Origin of the sequence: Cryobacterium sp. Y82, from assembly GCF_002929495.1 — a bacterium.
Lineage (GTDB): Bacteria > Actinomycetota > Actinomycetes > Actinomycetales > Microbacteriaceae > Cryobacterium > Cryobacterium serini.
This window is the reverse complement of record NZ_PJJJ01000033.1, coordinates 60681-76948: the sequence shown is the minus strand read 5'-3', so window position 1 is coordinate 76948 and position 16268 is coordinate 60681. Positions and strand designations below refer to the sequence as shown.

At 64.7% G+C, this 16268-nt stretch carries 17 protein-coding genes; 6 read left to right on the top strand and 11 right to left on the bottom strand.

What is annotated here, in order from left to right; genetic code table 11:
• Positions 1-1380, bottom strand: coding sequence for an RIP metalloprotease (locus CXY70_RS10220; RefSeq protein ID WP_104192258.1), 1380 nt, complete (start codon positions 1378-1380; stop codon positions 1-3).
• Between the two features lie 108 nt (positions 1381-1488).
• Between CXY70_RS10220 and CXY70_RS10215 the strand changes: the two genes are divergently transcribed.
• On the top strand, positions 1489-2739 hold the full coding sequence (locus CXY70_RS10215) for a serine/threonine-protein kinase (protein ID WP_233205877.1): 1251 nt from the start codon (positions 1489-1491) through the stop codon (positions 2737-2739).
• A complete protein-coding gene (locus tag CXY70_RS10210) occupies positions 2736-3212 on the top strand; it encodes a mucin-associated surface protein (RefSeq protein WP_104192257.1) in 477 nt (158 codons plus the stop codon). Before CXY70_RS10215 ends, CXY70_RS10210 begins: the two co-directional genes overlap by 4 nt.
• Before the next feature lie 8 nt (positions 3213-3220).
• Here CXY70_RS10210 and dxr read toward each other — a convergent pair whose 3' ends face one another.
• Positions 3221-4303 (bottom strand): 1-deoxy-D-xylulose-5-phosphate reductoisomerase, encoded by a 1083-nt coding sequence (gene dxr / locus CXY70_RS10205; protein ID WP_104192256.1) that lies wholly within the window; start codon positions 4301-4303, stop codon positions 3221-3223.
• 200 nt (positions 4304-4503) lie between these two features.
• Between dxr and CXY70_RS10200 the strand changes: the two genes are divergently transcribed.
• Both CXY70_RS10200 and CXY70_RS10195 read left to right on the top strand, forming a co-directional pair.
• On the top strand, positions 4504-5187 hold the full coding sequence (locus CXY70_RS10200; RefSeq protein WP_104192395.1) for a 1-acyl-sn-glycerol-3-phosphate acyltransferase: 684 nt from the start codon (positions 4504-4506) through the stop codon (positions 5185-5187).
• A gap of 52 nt (positions 5188-5239) precedes the next feature.
• On the top strand, positions 5240-6586 hold the full coding sequence (locus CXY70_RS10195; protein WP_104192255.1) for an aminotransferase class III-fold pyridoxal phosphate-dependent enzyme: 1347 nt from the start codon (positions 5240-5242) through the stop codon (positions 6584-6586).
• A 123-nt stretch (positions 6587-6709) separates the two neighbouring features.
• Here the strand turns inward: CXY70_RS10195 and CXY70_RS10190 are convergent, their stop codons facing one another.
• From CXY70_RS10190 to CXY70_RS10180, 3 genes are all read right to left on the bottom strand, one after another.
• Positions 6710-7828, bottom strand: coding sequence for a hypothetical protein (locus tag CXY70_RS10190; protein ID WP_104192254.1), 1119 nt, complete (start codon positions 7826-7828; stop codon positions 6710-6712).
• Entirely contained in the window at positions 7825-8184 is a 360-nt protein-coding gene (locus tag CXY70_RS10185; protein ID WP_104192253.1) for a PadR family transcriptional regulator, read from the bottom strand. The genes CXY70_RS10190 and CXY70_RS10185 overlap by 4 nt, the downstream gene beginning before the upstream one ends.
• Before the next feature lie 133 nt (positions 8185-8317).
• Entirely contained in the window at positions 8318-8800 is a 483-nt protein-coding gene (locus CXY70_RS10180; protein WP_104192252.1) for an OsmC family protein, read from the bottom strand.
• A 77-nt stretch (positions 8801-8877) separates the two neighbouring features.
• Here CXY70_RS10180 and gabT point away from each other — a divergent pair, with 77 nt between their 5' ends.
• Complete coding sequence (gene gabT / locus CXY70_RS10175) at positions 8878-10278, top strand: 4-aminobutyrate--2-oxoglutarate transaminase (protein WP_104192251.1); 1401 nt, start codon at positions 8878-8880, stop codon at positions 10276-10278.
• Positions 10279-10282: 4 nt separating this feature from the next.
• Positions 10283-11275: an asparaginase gene (locus CXY70_RS10170; protein WP_104192250.1), complete on the top strand. Its 993-nt coding sequence runs from the start codon at positions 10283-10285 to the stop codon at positions 11273-11275.
• Here the strand turns inward: CXY70_RS10170 and CXY70_RS10165 are convergent.
• From CXY70_RS10165 to CXY70_RS10140, 6 genes are all read right to left on the bottom strand, one after another.
• Positions 11272-11772 carry a hypothetical protein gene (locus CXY70_RS10165; protein ID WP_146066111.1) on the bottom strand — a complete coding sequence of 167 codons (501 nt, stop codon included), beginning with the start codon at positions 11770-11772 and terminating at the stop codon, positions 11272-11274. The two genes, CXY70_RS10170 and CXY70_RS10165, sit on opposite strands and share 4 nt — an antisense overlap.
• On the bottom strand, positions 11745-11996 hold the full coding sequence (locus CXY70_RS10160) for a diacylglycerol kinase family protein (protein ID WP_104192248.1): 252 nt from the start codon (positions 11994-11996) through the stop codon (positions 11745-11747). Before CXY70_RS10160 ends, CXY70_RS10165 begins: the two co-directional genes overlap by 28 nt.
• 98 nt (positions 11997-12094) lie before the next feature.
• Entirely contained in the window at positions 12095-12901 is an 807-nt protein-coding gene (locus tag CXY70_RS10155; protein WP_174844579.1) for an ABC transporter permease, read from the bottom strand.
• Positions 12898-13815, bottom strand: a complete 918-nt coding sequence (locus CXY70_RS10150) for an ABC transporter permease (protein ID WP_104192247.1) — start codon at positions 13813-13815, stop codon at positions 12898-12900. Before CXY70_RS10150 ends, CXY70_RS10155 begins: the two co-directional genes overlap by 4 nt.
• A 2-nt stretch (positions 13816-13817) precedes the next feature.
• Positions 13818-15017: an ABC transporter ATP-binding protein gene (locus tag CXY70_RS10145; RefSeq protein ID WP_104192246.1), complete on the bottom strand. Its 1200-nt coding sequence runs from the start codon at positions 15015-15017 to the stop codon at positions 13818-13820.
• Entirely contained in the window at positions 15017-16231 is a 1215-nt protein-coding gene (locus tag CXY70_RS10140; RefSeq protein ID WP_104192245.1) for a PotD/PotF family extracellular solute-binding protein, read from the bottom strand. The genes CXY70_RS10145 and CXY70_RS10140 overlap by 1 nt, the downstream gene beginning before the upstream one ends.
• Between the last annotated feature and the right edge of the window lie 37 nt (positions 16232-16268).

Genomic DNA, 16268 nt, shown 5'->3' with positions numbered 1-16268 from the left:
CTACCCGAAGAAGTTGATCGGCTTGACGATGTCGGCATAGATGAGCAACAGGCTCATCCCGCCGAGCAGAATCACCACGGCCAGGGTGAGCGGCATGAGCTTGGCCATGTCCACCGGCCCCGGGTCGGGCCGCTTAAACAGCTTCGCGAACAATCGACGGATGCCTTCCCAGAGCGCCCCGGCCACGTGGCCGCCGTCGAGCGGCAGCAGGGGCACCAGGTTGAAGACGAACAGGGCGATATTGAGCGATCCGAGCAGGCCGAGCATGCTCGCGACCTTGGTCGCCACCGGAATGGTGTCCATGCTCGCCAGTTCGCCGGCCACCCGGCCGACACCGACCACGCTGATCGGTCCGTTCACCTCGCGCTCCCCCGGGCCGAAGGCAGCATTGGCCACGGCCACGAGCCGGTCGGGCAGGTTGAGGATCACGTGCGCGACTCCGGCAATGTTGTCGCCGACCATGGGCAGCACGGCCGTCGCGGGCTGGGGCACCAGTTCGCTCGCGGCTCCGATGCCGACGAAGCCGACCTTCTCGGTAATCGCAGCGCCGGACGCATCCGTTTTAATTTCGTTATCAGCCGTGTAGACGTAGCGTTCGGTGAGTTTGGGGGTGAGCGCGAGATCGACGTCGGCACCGTCTCGTTCGACGACGACGGCGAGGGTGCGACCGGGTGCCGAGCGGATGATCTCGGTTGACTGCTCCCAGCTCGCGATGGCGGTGCCGCCGATACTGACCAATCGGTCGCCCGGCAGCAGACCGGAAGCGGCACCGGGCGACGCTTCATCGGTGGCCGCGCAGGTCTGTCGGTCGTTCGATGCGGGCAGCACACACTCGCTTACGCTGCCAACGGTGGTGCTGATCTGCGCGCTGCCGAATCCCATGAGCAAAATTGCGAACATCACAATCGCGATGAGCAGGTTCATAGTCGGCCCGCCCAGCATGATGATCACGCGTTTGTAGACCGGGAGCTGATAGAACGCGCGGTGGTCTTCGCCCTCGCCGATGGTCTCCGCGCTGGCCTGACGAGCGTCGTCAACCAGGGTAGACAGGGCGCTGGTTTTCTTCTCCGGTGCACCCTCCTGCACCATCTGGTCGAAGAAGCCGGTGGTGGTACTGCGGGGGGCTCCGCCCTTCTTGGAGGGCGGGAACATACCGATCATGGCGATATAGCCACCGAGCGGCAGCGCTTTGACGCCGTATTGCGTCTCACCCTTGGTACGCGACCAGAGCGTGGGCCCGAAGCCGATCATGTACTGGGTAACCTTGACGCCGAACAGCTTCGCGGGCACGAGGTGGCCGATTTCGTGCAGGCCGATGGACACGGCGAGCCCGACGACGACGATCGCGACGCCAAGTATGAACAGAAGTACGTTTTCCACTGTCGTAGAGTAACCGCATCAAGCTGCAAAGCGGCTGGCGGTGAACGTCGACCACCCAATACGGGGGTGCATGTGCTTTGCTAGAGGGTGGACGTACCAGGAGGTCCCGTGTCTTACGAACCTGTTCCCACGCAGAAGCTGCCCGTTCCGGCCACACTCGGCCCGGTCGGCAGCCGGTTAGCCAACCGTTTTTTGATCGAGAGCCTCATCGGCACCGGCGGGATGGCATCCGTCTATCGAGCGCTGGATACCGCTCTGGGCCGCACCGTGGCCGTCAAGCTGTTTCGCGCCGACGGATCCGCGTCCGAGCCCGAGCGGCAGAGCGGCGAGATCGCCCTGCTCGCGAGCCTGAACCACTTCGCGCTGGTCACCCTGTTCGACGCCGGCACCGCACTCGTCGACGGCGTGCCGCGCACCTTCATCGTGATGGAACTCGTCGATGGCCCCGACCTGCGCACCCGCATCGAGGGCGGCCCGCTGCCGAGCCTCGACGTGGCCGTGATGGGCGCAGACCTCGCCGAAGCGCTGCACTACGTGCACGAGCAGGGCATCATTCACCGGGATGTCAAGCCGGCGAATGTTTTGCTGGCGCCCTCCGGCTTTCCCGGCCGCAACATGCACGCCAAGCTCGCCGATTTCGGCATTGCCCGGCTCCTCGACGAAACCCGGCTCACCGCGACCGGGTCGCTGCTCGGCACCGCGAGCTATCTCAGTCCTGAGCAGGCCCTCGGTGGAGTTATCGGCGCGCCCACGGACGTTTATTCCCTCGGACTGGTGCTGCTCGAGTGCCTCACCGGGGTGCGCGCCTACCCCGGAACCGCCGTGGAATCGGCGATGGCGCGGCTGCAGCGTCAGCCGGAAATTCCCAGCAAGCTCGGCTGCGACTGGACCGCCGTTCTCCGGGCCATGACCGCCCGCGATTTCGCCGACCGGCCCACCGCCGCCGACGCCGCCGGGTTGCTGCGAGTGCTGGCCACCGGAAGCAGCAACCTCGATGCAGCCACCATGCTGCTGCCCGCAGAGGCGCCAACTGCCACCGTGTTGTTGCCGGCCGCCGCGTCCGACCCCACGCTGTTGCTTCCGGCCGCCGCTGGCGCTGACGCTCCGACCGAGCTTCTGAAAACGGATGCTCCCGCCAGCACCCCCGCCTCCATCAGCCCCGCCAAGCCGAGCCGCCCAGTACGCCGCCGGGTGCTCCTCATGGTCGCGAGTGGGCTCACCCTGATCGCCGTAGCCGTCGCCGCCCTGCTCCTGCTCAACCCGGCCGAAGCGCCAACGGCGGTGCCACCGAGCTATCCGGCTGTGGACGGCACGCTCGGCACCCACCTTCAAGAGCTTCAGGAAAGCGTGAACCCGTGAATCGACGCCATCGGCTGACCCTGGCCGCCGCTACACTGTTCCTCCTGCCGCTGACCGGCTGCACGGCAACCGCCGTCGACCTGCCACCTACCACGGCCGAGCAGCTACAAACTGAGATTCTGGCGATCAGTGAAGCGTCCGCCGCCGGAGACTTCGCCAACGCCCAGTCGTTGCTCACCGCCATGCAAGCGAATCTGCGCACGGCGGCCGCTTCCGGCCAGGTGAGCGCCGAACGATCGGCGTCGATACAGTCCGCGATCAATCTGGTGCGGGACGACTTGACCGTTGAGATCGATGCCGCCGTCGTGGCAGCGGAGGCCGCAGCGGAGGCAGCGGCGAAGGCAGCAGCCGCGGCCGCGGAGCAGAACGACGAAGACGCCAAGGACCGCGCCGAACAGGCCAAGGACGATGCGGAAAACGCCAGGAAGGACGCTGAAAACGCCAAGGAAAACCGCGAAGACCGCGACGACTGACCAGTGCGTTAGTGGGCCGCGATGAGCTGGTCAGCGGCGGCGCGCGCCCAGCGTTCGGCCTCGGCGAGCGACTCCCGGGTAAGTTCCGTGCCCTGTTCGTGGGATTCGACCACGCGCAGCACCGTGTCGACGATGTCCAGAAAGCCGATGCGTCCGGCGTGAAAGGCAGCAACGGCCTGCTCGTTGGCCGCGTTGAACACCGCGGGATAGGTGCCGCCCTTGCGGCCGACCTTCTTGGCTAGTTCGACGGCCGGGAAAGCCGCATTGTCGAGGGGTTCAAAGGTCCAGCTGTGCGGCACGGTCCAGTCGATCGGAGTGCCAACCGCAGCGACCCGGTTCGGCCAGTCCAGCCCGAGCGAGATCGGCAGCCGCATGTCCGGGGGGCTTGCCTGCGCGATCGTCGACCCATCGACGAATTCGACCATCGAGTGCACCACGGATTGCGGGTGAACGACGGCGTCAATGCGGTCGTACTCCACGTCGAACAATAGGTGCGCCTCGATGATCTCCAGGCCCTTATTCACGAGGGTGGCCGAGTTGGTAGTCACCACGAGCCCCATGTTCCAGGTCGGGTGCGCGAGGGCCTGCGCAGGAGTTACCCGGGAAAGCTGCTCCCGGGCGAAACCACGAAACGGCCCACCGGATGCCGTCAGCACGAGTCGACGCACCTCGTGCGGGGTTCCGGCGAGCAATGCCTGCGCAATGGCAGAGTGTTCGGAATCAACGGGCACAATCTGGCCGGGCGCCGCGAGCGATTTCACGAGGTCACCGCCGACGATGAGCGACTCCTTATTGGCCAGGGCCAGAGTGCGACCAGCCTTCAACGCGGCGAGCGTCGGTCCGAGCCCGACCGAACCGGTGATGCCGTTCAGCACGACGTCGGCGTCGACGTCCCGCACCAGCTGCTCGGCAGCATCCGCTCCCAGAGCCGTGTGCTCGACCTGAAAATCGAGGGCTTGCAGCGCGAGCAGGTCGCCGTTACTACCGGCCGCGAGTCCAACCACCTCGAATCGTTCAGGGTTGGCGCGGATAACGTCGAGGGCCTGGGTTCCGATCGAGCCCGTAGACCCGAGGATAATTACTCGCTGCACCCCTCCATGCTAGGTGCACGCCGTCCGTGGCGTAGTGTCAACGGGTGACCGGTGCCAAAGCAGAACCCAAAGACGACGACGCGACCGACACCAGCGACAGCGAATCCACAGCCGTCCTTCACGATGTTTCTGCGGACCTGCCGTGCGAACCCGAACGCGTGAAACGTCCGGGATTCGTCTACTTTCTCGGCTACGGCATCATGGCGCCCGTCGCCCGCGTCGTGTTTCGCCCGCGCATTTTGGGCCGGGAGAACATTCCGGCCAGCGGCCGCGTCATCCTGGCGAGCAACCACCTTTCCTTCATCGACAGCATCGTCATTCCGCTCGTCGCTACCCGGCGGGTGCAATTCCTCGCCAAGTCGACCTACTTCACCGGAACCGGCTTCAAGGGCTGGGTCTCCCGCACGTTCTTCACAGCGATCGGCGCTATCGGCGTGGAACGCGGCGCCGGGCAGGCCGCCCAGGCCGCCCTCGATGAGGGTCGAGCGGTGCTCGACGCCGAGGGTGCGTTCGCGATCTATCCGGAGGGCACTCGCTCACTCGACGGCCGCCTCTACAAGGGTCGTACCGGTGTCGCCTGGCTGGCCCTGACCACTGGCGCTGTTGTGGTTCCGGTCGGATTGATCGGCACGCAGGAGATTCAGCCGGTAGGAACCACCCTGCCCCGCATCCGCAAGGTCACGGTCGCTTTCGGCAAGCCGCTCGACCTCAGTCATCACGGCCAGGCGAACTCGGGCAAGGCCCGACGTCAGGCGACGGATGAGATCATGACGGCCATTCACGACCTGTCCGGCCAGGAATTGGCTCATGCCTACAACGAATCGCCGCCGGTCGGTACGCTGAATCGTCTCGCCCGCCGGGTGTTTCCGCGCGAACGCCTGTAGCCGTAGACCTTCGGCATTCGGCTGCGAGCGACGACAGTCATAGGCTGGAGTAATGACTGCAACGTATTCGGTGCCCCAGCAACGCAAACTCGTCACGGCTCTTCCCGGCCCCAAGTCGGTTGAACTTCAGGCCAGGCGAGAGCAATCGGTCGCCCGCGGCGCCGGGACCCTCGCCAACATCTACATGGACCACGGCGCGGGAGCGATTCTGGTCGACGTCGACGGCAACCAGATCATCGACCTCGGCAGTGGTATTGGGGTGACCACGATCGGTCATGCGCATCCGGACGTCGCGGCGGCAGCATCCGCCCAGGCAGCGAAGCTGACCCACACCCTGTTCACGGTAACGCCCTACGAGAACTATGTGGCGGTGGCCGAGAAGCTTAGCCAGATCACCCCCGGTGACTTTGAGAAACACTCGATTCTGGTCAACACCGGCGCTGAGGCCGTGGAGAACGCGGTGAAGATCGCCCGCAAGTTCACCGGGCGCCGCGCGATCGTGGCCCTCGACCACGCCTTCCACGGCCGCACCAACCTGACCATGACAATGACCTATCGCCCCTGGCCGGAGCGCGCCGGCATGGGTCCGTTCCCCGGTGAAATCTACAGCGTGCCCACCAGCTACCCGTTCCGAGACGAGCTCAGCGGGCTCGAAGCGGCCGAGAAAACCATCGACTACATCACGACCCACATCGGAGCGACCGAGATCGCAGCGTTCTTCGTCGAGCCGATCCAAGGCGATGGCGGCATCGTCATTCCTGCGCCCGGCTATTTCAAGCGCATTCGCGAATTCTGCACCGAGAACGGCATTGTGTTCGTCGCCGATGAGATTCAGGCTGGCATCGCCCGGACCGGCGCCTGGTACTCGATCGAGCACCACGACGTCGTGCCCGACCTGGTCACCACGGCCAAAGGAATCGCCGGCGGCTTTCCCCTCGCCGCCGTCACCGGCCGCGCCGACATCATGGACTCCGTACAGCCCGGCGGTATCGGCGGCACCTTCGGTGGCAACCCGGTCTCGACCGCAGCTGCCCTCGCGGTGTTCAACCTGATCGAGCGGGACAACCTGCTCGGCGAGGCGCAACGGGTCGAAGCCGCACTCTGGGCGCGCATCGGCGACTGGGCCGAGAAGTTCTCCATCGTCGGCGAGGTACGCGGCAAGGGCGCTATGTTCGGCGTGGAGCTGGTGCATCCCGGCACCAAGAAGCCCTACCCAGAGGCTTTGACCGCCGTAATCAAGCATGCGACCACGAACGGGGTCATCGCGCTCGATGCCGGTAGCTGGGATTCCGTGCTGCGCATCATGCCCAGTGTCGTGATTTCCGACGAGCTGATCGACGACGCTGCGACCGTGCTCGAAGAAGCACTTACCGCTCTGGTGGCCGCCTACCCTGCCTAGGCGCTCGCGCCGACCCCGCGTATTCGCGTACGGCAACCCAGTCCGTGATGTCAACGGATTGGGTGGGCGGCAGGTCGATGGCCGACGGGCTGATGGCCGCCACCAGATCGGTGGCCGGCCGCATCACGGTCCGGCCGTCAGCGAAGCGGATGCTGTCGGCTCCGGCACCAGAGTCGGCGATGGCGTCGGCGATGGCGCTGGTGCCGGCTCCCCCGTTTCGGACACCGGCACGAGCGGCCGTACCTGGGCGAACGGGAACAGCGAGGGTGCAGCATCCGCTTGGTATGCCTGGCCGAGGGAGTCGTAGGTGTAATCGATATCGCCAGACATCACCAGTCGGAGTGGAAACACGTTCCAGCCGCCGCCCGGTACCAATATGCTCGGCACGACCATGTCCTGCTCACCGGCCGCATCAAGCTGCGGCAGGTAGTTCGTATTGACCGGGTCGTTGACCACGTTGAGTGCGCGGCCACTCTGGTCGAATAGCTGCACGTCGGTGAGCGGCTGGCCATCGGCGTCGTAGGCGAATACGTTGGTTACCTGCACGCCGCTCTGCATGAGCCCCGGCGTCGGGGACGGGGTGTACTCCACGTACGCAGTGTTCTGCACATTGGCCTGATGGGCCGTGTAATTAAGCAACACAGGCATTACCAGAATCGCGCAGACGCTGACAACGAAACGAAAGCCGGGAAGCCAGCGCCAGGGTAGCCAGTGCCCGCGTCCCCACTGCACACTCAAAATCACGAAGGCGGAGAGCACGAGCCAACGCACGGGGTCGGACGGCACCGTGCTGATGGCGCCACCCGCAAAGACCGACGCGACCGCATAAACGATCCAGCCGCGCAGCACCCACCACAGTGGGCGGAGCACGAGCAGAAAGTCGAGTACCGCTGCACCGGCTGCACTCGAGCGGACGCGCCGAGTCGCGTTTGCTTGAAGGCCCCCGGCCCGGGCGCGCAGCCGACGCAGCGTCGACACCCGAACCGTCGGCATATCTCCCCGCACGGGAAGCCCGGCCGCGCCGCGCAACTCGTCGGCGTAGGCGACCGGATCGCCGAGCTCGAAGCCTGGCGCAGGGGCATCAGCATCGGCATCGTCGAAGTCAGCAGCCTGCTCCGTCAGGTCGGCCTCGAGGCCGTCGGTGAGGTCGTCGACGTCATCGGCCGGCAGATCGCTCAGGGCGGCCCGCACGGCCAGGGCGAAGTCCCGAATGGGCTGGGTAGTGGTGGCGGTGTCGCTCATGAGTTGTCGCCGATCGTGAGTAGGGGAACTGTGGGTTGCGGCTGTTCGAGCAGCCGGGTGAGGGTATCGGCGAAGTGAGACCAGTTCGCACGTTGTTCGGCGAGCATGACCCGGCCGTTCGCGTTCATTCCGTAGTACTTTCGGTGCGGTCCGCCGTCAGAGGGCACGACATAGCTGGATAGCGCCCCCGCGCTGTACAGCCGACGGAGGGTGCCGTAGACCGACGCGTCGCCGACCTCGTCGAGCCCGGCGGCACGCAACCGGCGCACGATGTCATAGCCGTAGCCGTCGTCGTCGACGATCACGGCCAAAACGGCCATATCGAGCACCCCCTTGAGTAACTGGGTGGTATCCATCGGTATCCCTTCGATCAGTACGCATCTTCAACGCATCCCACACTACTACGCAAACCGTACTACTGCGCCAAACGCACTCCAGGCCAACCCCGGCCAACCTCGCCGAGCCGTGAGTTTCGAGCGCCGAGCGCCCTTACGCGGTCGTGACCGGCTCGTGATCGACCGGAAAATTCACCGAGGCCGCGATGAAGCATTCACGGGCAGCCTCGGCGTGCAACGACTGCGCGAACTCGACCTGCTCGGGGTCGGTGATCGTCACCCGTGGCCGTAGCGTGACCGTCGTGAAGTGGCCACCACCGCCGTAAAGCTGTTCCATGGTGCCGACCGGGGCATCCGTATATGCCGTCACGGTCACCCCGTTCCGGGCGGCCACGTGCAAATACGAGAGCAGATGGCACTGGCTGAGCGCCGCGAGCAGAAGCTCCTCGGGGTTCCAGCGATCATTGTCGCCGTGAAAGGTCGGATCGGACGAACCGCTGATCATGGCCTTATCAGTGGATGCCCGACCGGCCGGCAAGATCAGATGGTCGCGCCCGTATGCCTTGTAATGACTCGTTCCGGTTCCGCGATTGCCGGTCCATTCGACCCGAACCGCATATTCGTGCACTCCGTTCATGCTTCTCCCTTGGCTCTACAAGATTCTTGCAGCCGGTTCAGGTTCACCGCGCTCACGGTCGGTAAAGTGGAGTCATCATGACTGACACCCTTATTGACTCTGCCACCACTTCCGTACCGACGTACTCGGTTACGCAAGAACGAAAGATCGTGACCGCCATTCCCGGTCCGATCTCGGCGGCATTGCATGAGCGGCGCCGAGCGGTCGTCTCCGATGGCGTCAGTTCCATGCTCCCCGTCTACATCAAGAAGGCCAACGGGGCGATCGTCGTCGACGTTGACGGCAACCAATTCATCGACCTCGGTGCCGGAATCGGCGTGACCACGATCGGCCACACCGAAGCCAGCGTTGTCGCGGCGGCCGTCGAACAGACGCAGGATTTCATTCACACACTCTTCACCATCACGCCCTACGAAGAGTACGTGCGCGTCGCCGAGCTGCTGGCCGAGCACACTCCGGGCAGTTTCCCGAAGAAGAGTGTGCTCATCAACTCCGGCGCCGAAGCCGTTGAGAACGGCGTAAAGATCGCCCGCAAGTACACCGGCCGTCGCGCCGTCGCCGTGCTCGACCACGCCTACCACGGTCGCACCGTGCTGACCATGGCCATGAATTATAAGGCCATGCCGTACGCCACCGGCTTCGGCCCCCTTGCCAGCGACGTCTACCATGCGCCAAGTTCCTACCCCTACCACGACGGCCTGACCGGCGCCGAAGCGGCCGCCCGCACCATCGCCTACCTCGACAAGGTGATCGGGGCAGCCGACCTGGCCTGCCTCGTCGTCGAACCCATCCAGGGTGAGGGCGGTTTCATGGTGCCGGCGGATGGCTACCTTCCCGCCCTGCAGGAATGGTGCACCGCCAACGGTGTCGTCATGATCGCCGATGAGATCCAGAGCGGCATGGCTCGCTCTGGCAAGTACTTCGCAAGCGAACACTTCGGCTGGATCCCCGACCTCGTCCTCACCGCCAAGGGCATCGCCGGCGGCTTCCCGCTCGCTGCCGTCACCGGCCGCGCCGAGATCATGGATGCCTCGCAGCCCGGTGGCCTCGGCGGCACCTTCGGCGGCAACCCGGTCGCCTGCGCCGCGGCCATCGCCGTGTTTGACGCGATCGAGGCCAACAACCTGCTCGGCGAGGCCATGCGCATCGAGAAGTCCCTCACCGCCGGACTGACCGCGCTGAAGAACAAGTACGACATCATCGGCGAGATTCGCGGCCACGGCGCCATGATGGCCATCGAGCTCGTGCAGCCCGGCACCGGCGACACTACAAAAACGCCGAACGCTGCCGCGGTGAGCGCTATCTCGGCCTACGCCGGCCAGCACGGCGTGCTGCTTCTGACGGCCGGCACCTACGGCAACGTGCTGCGCTTCCTGCCGAGCCTGGCGCTGTCCGATGCCCTGATCGTCGATGCCCTCTCGGTGATCGACGATGCCATGGCCGCCCACGCTGCAGCGCTGACCACGCCCACACACTGACGCCGTGACTGAAACTTTCACGGTCGACGATTCCGTCGAACTCGCCGTCGTCGAGCGCAGCGGCTTCGTCGAATCCCGGCACGCCGGCGCGGCAATCGTGCTTGGCACCAATGGTGAGGTGTTGCGGGCGCTCGGCGACGTGACCAGCCCGGTCTTTCCACGTTCGGCGATGAAGCCGTTCCAGGCCGTGGCGGTCCTGGCGAGCGGCGCCGCCCTGCGAGGAGCGGATGCTGCCATCGCCACCGCCAGTCACAGCGGCACCGCCGCCCACGTCGATCTCGTTCGCGGACTCCTCTCCCGGGCCGGGGTGCCAGAAACGGCGCTCGCCTGCCCGGCTGCCTGGCCGATCGACTCCGCCGCGCGCGACACCCTCGTGCGCCTCGGCGCCAGCAAGGCACCGGTGTACATGGAGTGCTCGGGTAAACATGCGGCGATGCTCGTCGCGTGCCAGCAGAATGGTTGGGCACTGGAAGGGTATCTGGACCCGGCGCATCCGTTGCAAAAGCGCATTCTCGACGTGCTTGAACGTTTCACCGGCGAACGGCCGGTGGCCTCGGGCGTCGATGGCTGTGGCGCCCCCGTGCACGCGATCTCCCTCACCGGTCTAGCCCGCGGCATCGCGCGCATTGCCACGAGCAAGTCCAACTCACCGTTTGCGATTTACCGCGAGGCCGGTTTTCTGGCCGAAGCGGTGCGCGCCAATGGCTGGGTCGTGGCCGGACCCGGCCATTCCGACAGCATCGTGATCGACCGCCTCGGCCTGTTCATGAAGGGCGGCGCCGAGGGCATCATGGTCGCCGCCGCCGAGAACGGCACCACCGTGGCGCTGAAAATTCTCGACGGCAACCTTCGCGCCGCAGCTGCTGTCGCGCTGAGCCTGCTGGCCGATGCCGGCGCAATCGCTCGAACGGATGTCGCGCAACTGCTGCCCGAGCTCGGTCTCACCGTGACCGGCGGCGGACGGCCGGTAGGAGAAATCCGCGCCAGCTACGTTTAGCTGATTCGGCTGGGCGGCGCGATCACGTTGAGTGCGCCGGGCCTCACGCGTGCCCCGACGGGGAGCGGCCCGATGCGGTCGCCATCGGCGTAGGCCGCGACGGCCCCAGCCGCGTCGATCGCCACCGCCCGCCCCTTCCGCACCGTAACCTCTGCTAGTTGCAGGTGCGTTCCGCTGTAAACCCGGCGCAGCGCCTTCAGTAGCCGCAGTCGTCCGGCCGCGCTAAAGATGACGATGTCCAGCAGGCCATCGTCGAGCTGCGCCGAGGGCGCCACGTGCATGCCCGAACCGTAGTAGCCCGAATTGGCCACGATCACGGTGTGTGCATCGACCCTCTGGGTCACGCCGTCGATCACAATGCGATACTCGGTCGCCCGGTGGGTAGCGATCGCCCAGACGGCGGCTACGGGGTACTGCAGCCTGGCCGGCAATCGGTGAACCCGGTTGACGAGCGCTGACGTCAGCGAATCTATCCCGGCGTAAACGCTGCCCACCACGATCTGCCCCTGACATCGATCACATCGACCGAACGCACCGATCCGGTCAGCAACAGGTCGGCGACTGCCGCAAGATCGTTCGGAATTCCGAATTGCCGCGCAAAATCGTTGCCCCAGCCCACCGGCACGAGGCCAGGGTTGCCGCCCGGCGGCTTCGGTCGCAGCCTGGCGGCCGTGGTGTGCGCTGTGGGTGTGAGCCACCGTGACCTGGGCTCCTGCTTCACGGAGGCGCCGCGCCACTTCGAGGCCCCGGCCGACGGTCATGGACTGGCCGGCCGCCGGGTTGACCAGTAGGTCGAAGATTCGCACGGTGCCGGGTCGGTCAGCTGAGCTTGGCTAGCCGCCGCGCCTTTGCCGCCCCCGACACCTGCACCGTCACGACCACGACCAGCGCGAGGATGAACACGGCGGAGGCGAGCACGTTGGCCTCGGCTGGAATGCCGCGCGCCGCCGAGATGTAGATGTACTTGGGAAAGGTCGTCACCGCGCCGGAGTTGAAGTTCGTGATGATGAAGTCGTCAAAGGACAACGCGAAAGACAACAGCGCGGCCGCCAGGATGCCGGGCAGTAGCAATGGAAAAGTGATGCGCGCAAACACCTGCCAGGCCGAGCCATACAGGTCGCGGCCCGCTTCCTCCAGCGCCGGGTCCAGGCTCGCAACACGCGCCTTCACCGTGACCACCACAAAGCTGATGCAGAACATCGTGTGCGCGAGAATAATCGTCAGCATGTCCTTTGGCACACCGAGGGACAGAAACTGGGCAGCCAGCCCGGCGCCAAGCACGACCTCCGGGGTAGCCATCGGCAGAAACAGCAGCAGGCTGGTCTGTGACCGAAACTTAAACCGGTAACGCACGATGGCGATCGCGATCATGGTGCCGAGGGCGGTCGCTATGACCGTGGCGACGGCTCCGATGAACAGGCTGTTGCCAAAGGCCTGGCAGACCGCGCCGTTTTGTACGTTGCAGACATTGAGCCATTTGTCGAAGGTGAAACCGCGCCAGGTGATGTTCGATTTGAGCGAGTCGTTGAAGGAGTAAACGAAGGTGTAGCCGATGGGGATCATTAAAAACAGCAGTGCCAACCCGCTGTACACGGGCAGCAGCCACTTGCCGAGGGAGAGCTTCACAGCAGTTCCTCCGTTCCGGATCGTTTGACGTAGATACTCACGATCACGAGGATCACGGTCATCAGAATGATCGACAGGGCTGCCGCCGTGGGATAGTTCTGCAGTACGAGAAAGTTCGCCTCGATCACGTTTCCCATCATCTGGGTACCGGTGCCGCCGAGAAAGTCCCGACTGGCGTTGATGTAGTCACCGGCCGCTGGGATGAAAGTGAGCAGGGTTCCCGCCACGATGCCGGGCATAGACAGCGGAATGGTCACCTTGCGAAACACCTGGAAGGGGCTGGCATAGAGGTCGTTGCCGGCCTCGAGGTAGCGCACATCGAGCCGTTCCAGGGTCGTGTACAACGGCAGGGTCATAAACGGAATGAAGTTGTAGGTCAGGCCAAAGATCACCGAGAAGGCGGTGCCGGTCACGTGGGCTTCCGGCCCCAGCAGGGACAGCGCTTTCAGTGACTGCACGACGAACGACTCGTCGGAGAACAGCTGCTTCCAGGCCAGGGTGCGCAGCAGAAAGCTGATGAAAAACGGCGCGATCACGAGCACAAGCATGAGGCTCTGCAGCAGCGGCCACCTCCGAGCCTTTACTCCGATGAAGTAGGCAAGCGGGTAGCTGATCAGCAATGCGAAGAACGTCGCGGCGAGGGCATAGCTGAACGACCGCACGATGTGCGGCCAGTAGGTCGTGACGACCTCGACGTAGTTCTGCCAGCGAAAGGCGTAGTCATATTGGCCGATGTCGCCGAACTCGCGCGGCGCCTGGACCGACGTCAGAAGCAGCGACACGAGCGGCGTGAGAAAGAACAGCACCAGGTAGAGGATGCCCGGCAACAGCAGGAACAGCGCCACCGGGCTGCGCCGCCGGGCGACCGGCTCGGTCGACGGCGAAGTCGCGGTTGAGAATGCGGCGAAGGCCATCCCTAGGCCTCCTCAAGCTCCGTGATCAACGAGGACCGGCGCTGCCGGGCGATGGTCTGGGTGTCGAGATCGGCCTCGAACCGCGGCGCATCGTCCGGATCGTCGTCGAGCCCGAAACCATGGTCGATGTTCCAGCTGAGCCAGACCTCGGCTCCGACGTGCGCGGCCGGACCGAAGGCCGTGTTCTGGGCGAAGACGACCAGGGTCCCGACTCCCGGAACCGCTACAAGGTATTGCGTGCTGACCCCGCTGAACGACACGTCGATGACTCGTCCAGGCCCCATCACGTTGCATCCGTCATCGTGGGTGGGCGCCTGGGCGTGCAGAGTGAGCTTTTCAGGACGCACACCGACGGTGACCTCGCCCAAAACCCGGTGCGCACGCCCCAGCGGCACCACGATCTTCTGACCGGAAACATCAACCGCTATGGCAGTGCTCGTGGCCCCGACGACGGGCCCGGTGAATAGGTTGGACTGGCCAAGAAAGTTCGCGACGAAGGCGGTCTTGGGCAGTTCGTAGAGCTCCTGCGGTTGCCCCATCTGCTCGATACGACCCTTGTTCATGACCGCGATGGTGTCGGCCATGGTCATGGCCTCTTCCTGATCGTGCGTGACGTGCAGAAAGGTGAGGCCCACTTCTTCCTGGATGGTTTTCAACTCGAGCTGCATCTGACGCCGTAGTTTAAGGTCGAGGGCCCCGAGCGGCTCGTCTAGCAGGAGCAGCGACGGCCGGTTGACGATGGCGCGAGCGAGAGCAACGCGTTGCTGCTGGCCGCCGGAAAGCTGCTGCGGTTTTCGGTGGGCGAGGTGATCAAGTTCCACCAGGAGCAGGGCCTCGTGTGCCTTGGCGACCGGATCGCCGATCTTGCGTCGTCGCAGCCCGAACGCGACGTTTTCCAGCACGGTCATATGGGGAAACAGGGCGTAGCTCTGGAACACCGTGTTGACCGGGCGCTGGAAGGATTTCTGATTCGTCACATCCGCTCCCCCGATCAGGATGCGACCGCTCGTGGGTTCTTCCAGTCCCGCGACCAGCCGCAGCGTGGTTGTCTTGCCGCAGCCAGAGGGGCCGAGCAGCGCGAAGAACGACCCGGCCGGGATGGTGAGGTTAAGATTTTCAATGGCGGTGAACCCGGGGAAACGTTTCTCGATGCCGACCAGCTCCAGGTCGGCTCCACGATCAGCGAACGCACCGACGGCCATTAGGCTGCGCCCAGCAGGATGGCCTGGAACTGCTTATTGAAAGTCTGTTCCTCGGTGCCGTCGAGCCCACGGAAGACGTAGGCGTTGGCGAGGGTAGCGTCGTCGGGAAAGATCAGCGGATCTTCGGCCAGCGTCGGATCGATGGTCATCATGGCTTCCTTGGCGCCAGCCACCGGGGTGATGTAGTTGACGTACGCGGCAACCTCGGCAGCAACGGCCGGGTCGTAGTAGTAGTTGATGAGTTCTTCGACATTCTTCTTGCCGGGCGACCCGATCGGTACCACGAAGTTATCGTTCCAGAGGGTGCCGCCCTTTTCGGGAACGACGAAGCCCCACTTGTCGCCGTTTTCGGCGTTGAGCTGCACGATGTCGCCGGACCAGACGATCGCGGCCAGGGTGTCTTCGTTCGCGAGGTCCTCCTTGTACGAGTTGCCCTTGATGTTGCGGATCTGGCCGTCGGAAACCTGCTTCTTGAACTCGTCGATGGCGGCAGTGAATTCTTCCTCGCCCCACGTGCCGGAGATATCGACGCCCTGGTCGAGCATGATCAGGCCCATGGTGTCGCGCATTTCGGAGAGCACCCCGACGCGCCCCTTTAATTTGGGTGCCCAGAGGTCTTCAACCGATTTCAGGCCTTGCGGATACTTTTCCTTGTTCCAGGCCAGGCCGGCGAACCCGCCCTGCCAGGGAACACTCATAGCCCGACCAGGGTCGAAGTCGACGTCCTGCAATGAGGGCAGCAGGTTGGCAAGGTTTGGAATGTTGGCATGATCGAGTTCCTGGGTGTAGCCGAATCTGATCATGCGGCTCACCATCCAGTCGGTCAGGCACACGGCATCTGCGCCGATGTCCTGGCCGAGGGCAAGCTGATCCTTCACCTTGCCGTAATAGGAGTTGTTGTCGTCGACGGCTTCGGTGTACTTGACCGAGATGCCCGTCTGCGCCTTGAAGGCGTCGAGGGTGGGGTACTTGTCGGCGTCATCGACGTCGATGTAGAGCGCCCAGTTGTCCCAGCGGATGGTCTTGTCGGTGGCCGAGGTATCTGCGGCAGCGGTTGGTTTGGCCGCCGCTCCGGACGAGCACGCGGCGAGCGCGAGTGCCGTGGCACCAGCACCCGCACCGGCCAGCAGCGTACGACGGCCCAGCTGCGCGCTCTGCGCCTGACGAATAAGCTGGCGGATCAGGGGATCGGCGGGCAACGGCTTGGACTTCATCATGGTTCTCCTAGCGTTCTGGGCACGCACACGGTCA

What these genes read in the sequence shown, in the direction of transcription:
- CXY70_RS10200 (WP_104192395.1), top strand. Translation starts at nt 4,504, where the DNA reads ATGGCGCCCGTCGCCCGCGTCGTGTTTCGCCCGCGCATTTTGGGCCGG.
- CXY70_RS10195 (WP_104192255.1), top strand. Translation starts at nt 5,240, where the DNA reads ATGACTGCAACGTATTCGGTGCCCCAGCAACGCAAACTCGTCACGGCT.
- CXY70_RS10190 (WP_104192254.1), bottom strand. Translation starts at nt 7,828, where the DNA reads ATGAGCGACACCGCCACCACTACCCAGCCCATTCGGGACTTCGCCCTG.
- CXY70_RS10185 (WP_104192253.1), bottom strand. Translation starts at nt 8,184, where the DNA reads ATGGATACCACCCAGTTACTCAAGGGGGTGCTCGATATGGCCGTTTTG.
- CXY70_RS10180 (WP_104192252.1), bottom strand. Translation starts at nt 8,800, where the DNA reads ATGAACGGAGTGCACGAATATGCGGTTCGGGTCGAATGGACCGGCAAT.
- gabT (WP_104192251.1), top strand. Translation starts at nt 8,878, where the DNA reads ATGACTGACACCCTTATTGACTCTGCCACCACTTCCGTACCGACGTAC.
- CXY70_RS10150 (WP_104192247.1), bottom strand. Translation starts at nt 13,815, where the DNA reads ATGGCCTTCGCCGCATTCTCAACCGCGACTTCGCCGTCGACCGAGCCG.
- CXY70_RS10145 (WP_104192246.1), bottom strand. Translation starts at nt 15,017, where the DNA reads ATGGCCGTCGGTGCGTTCGCTGATCGTGGAGCCGACCTGGAGCTGGTC.
- CXY70_RS10140 (WP_104192245.1), bottom strand. Translation starts at nt 16,231, where the DNA reads ATGAAGTCCAAGCCGTTGCCCGCCGATCCCCTGATCCGCCAGCTTATT.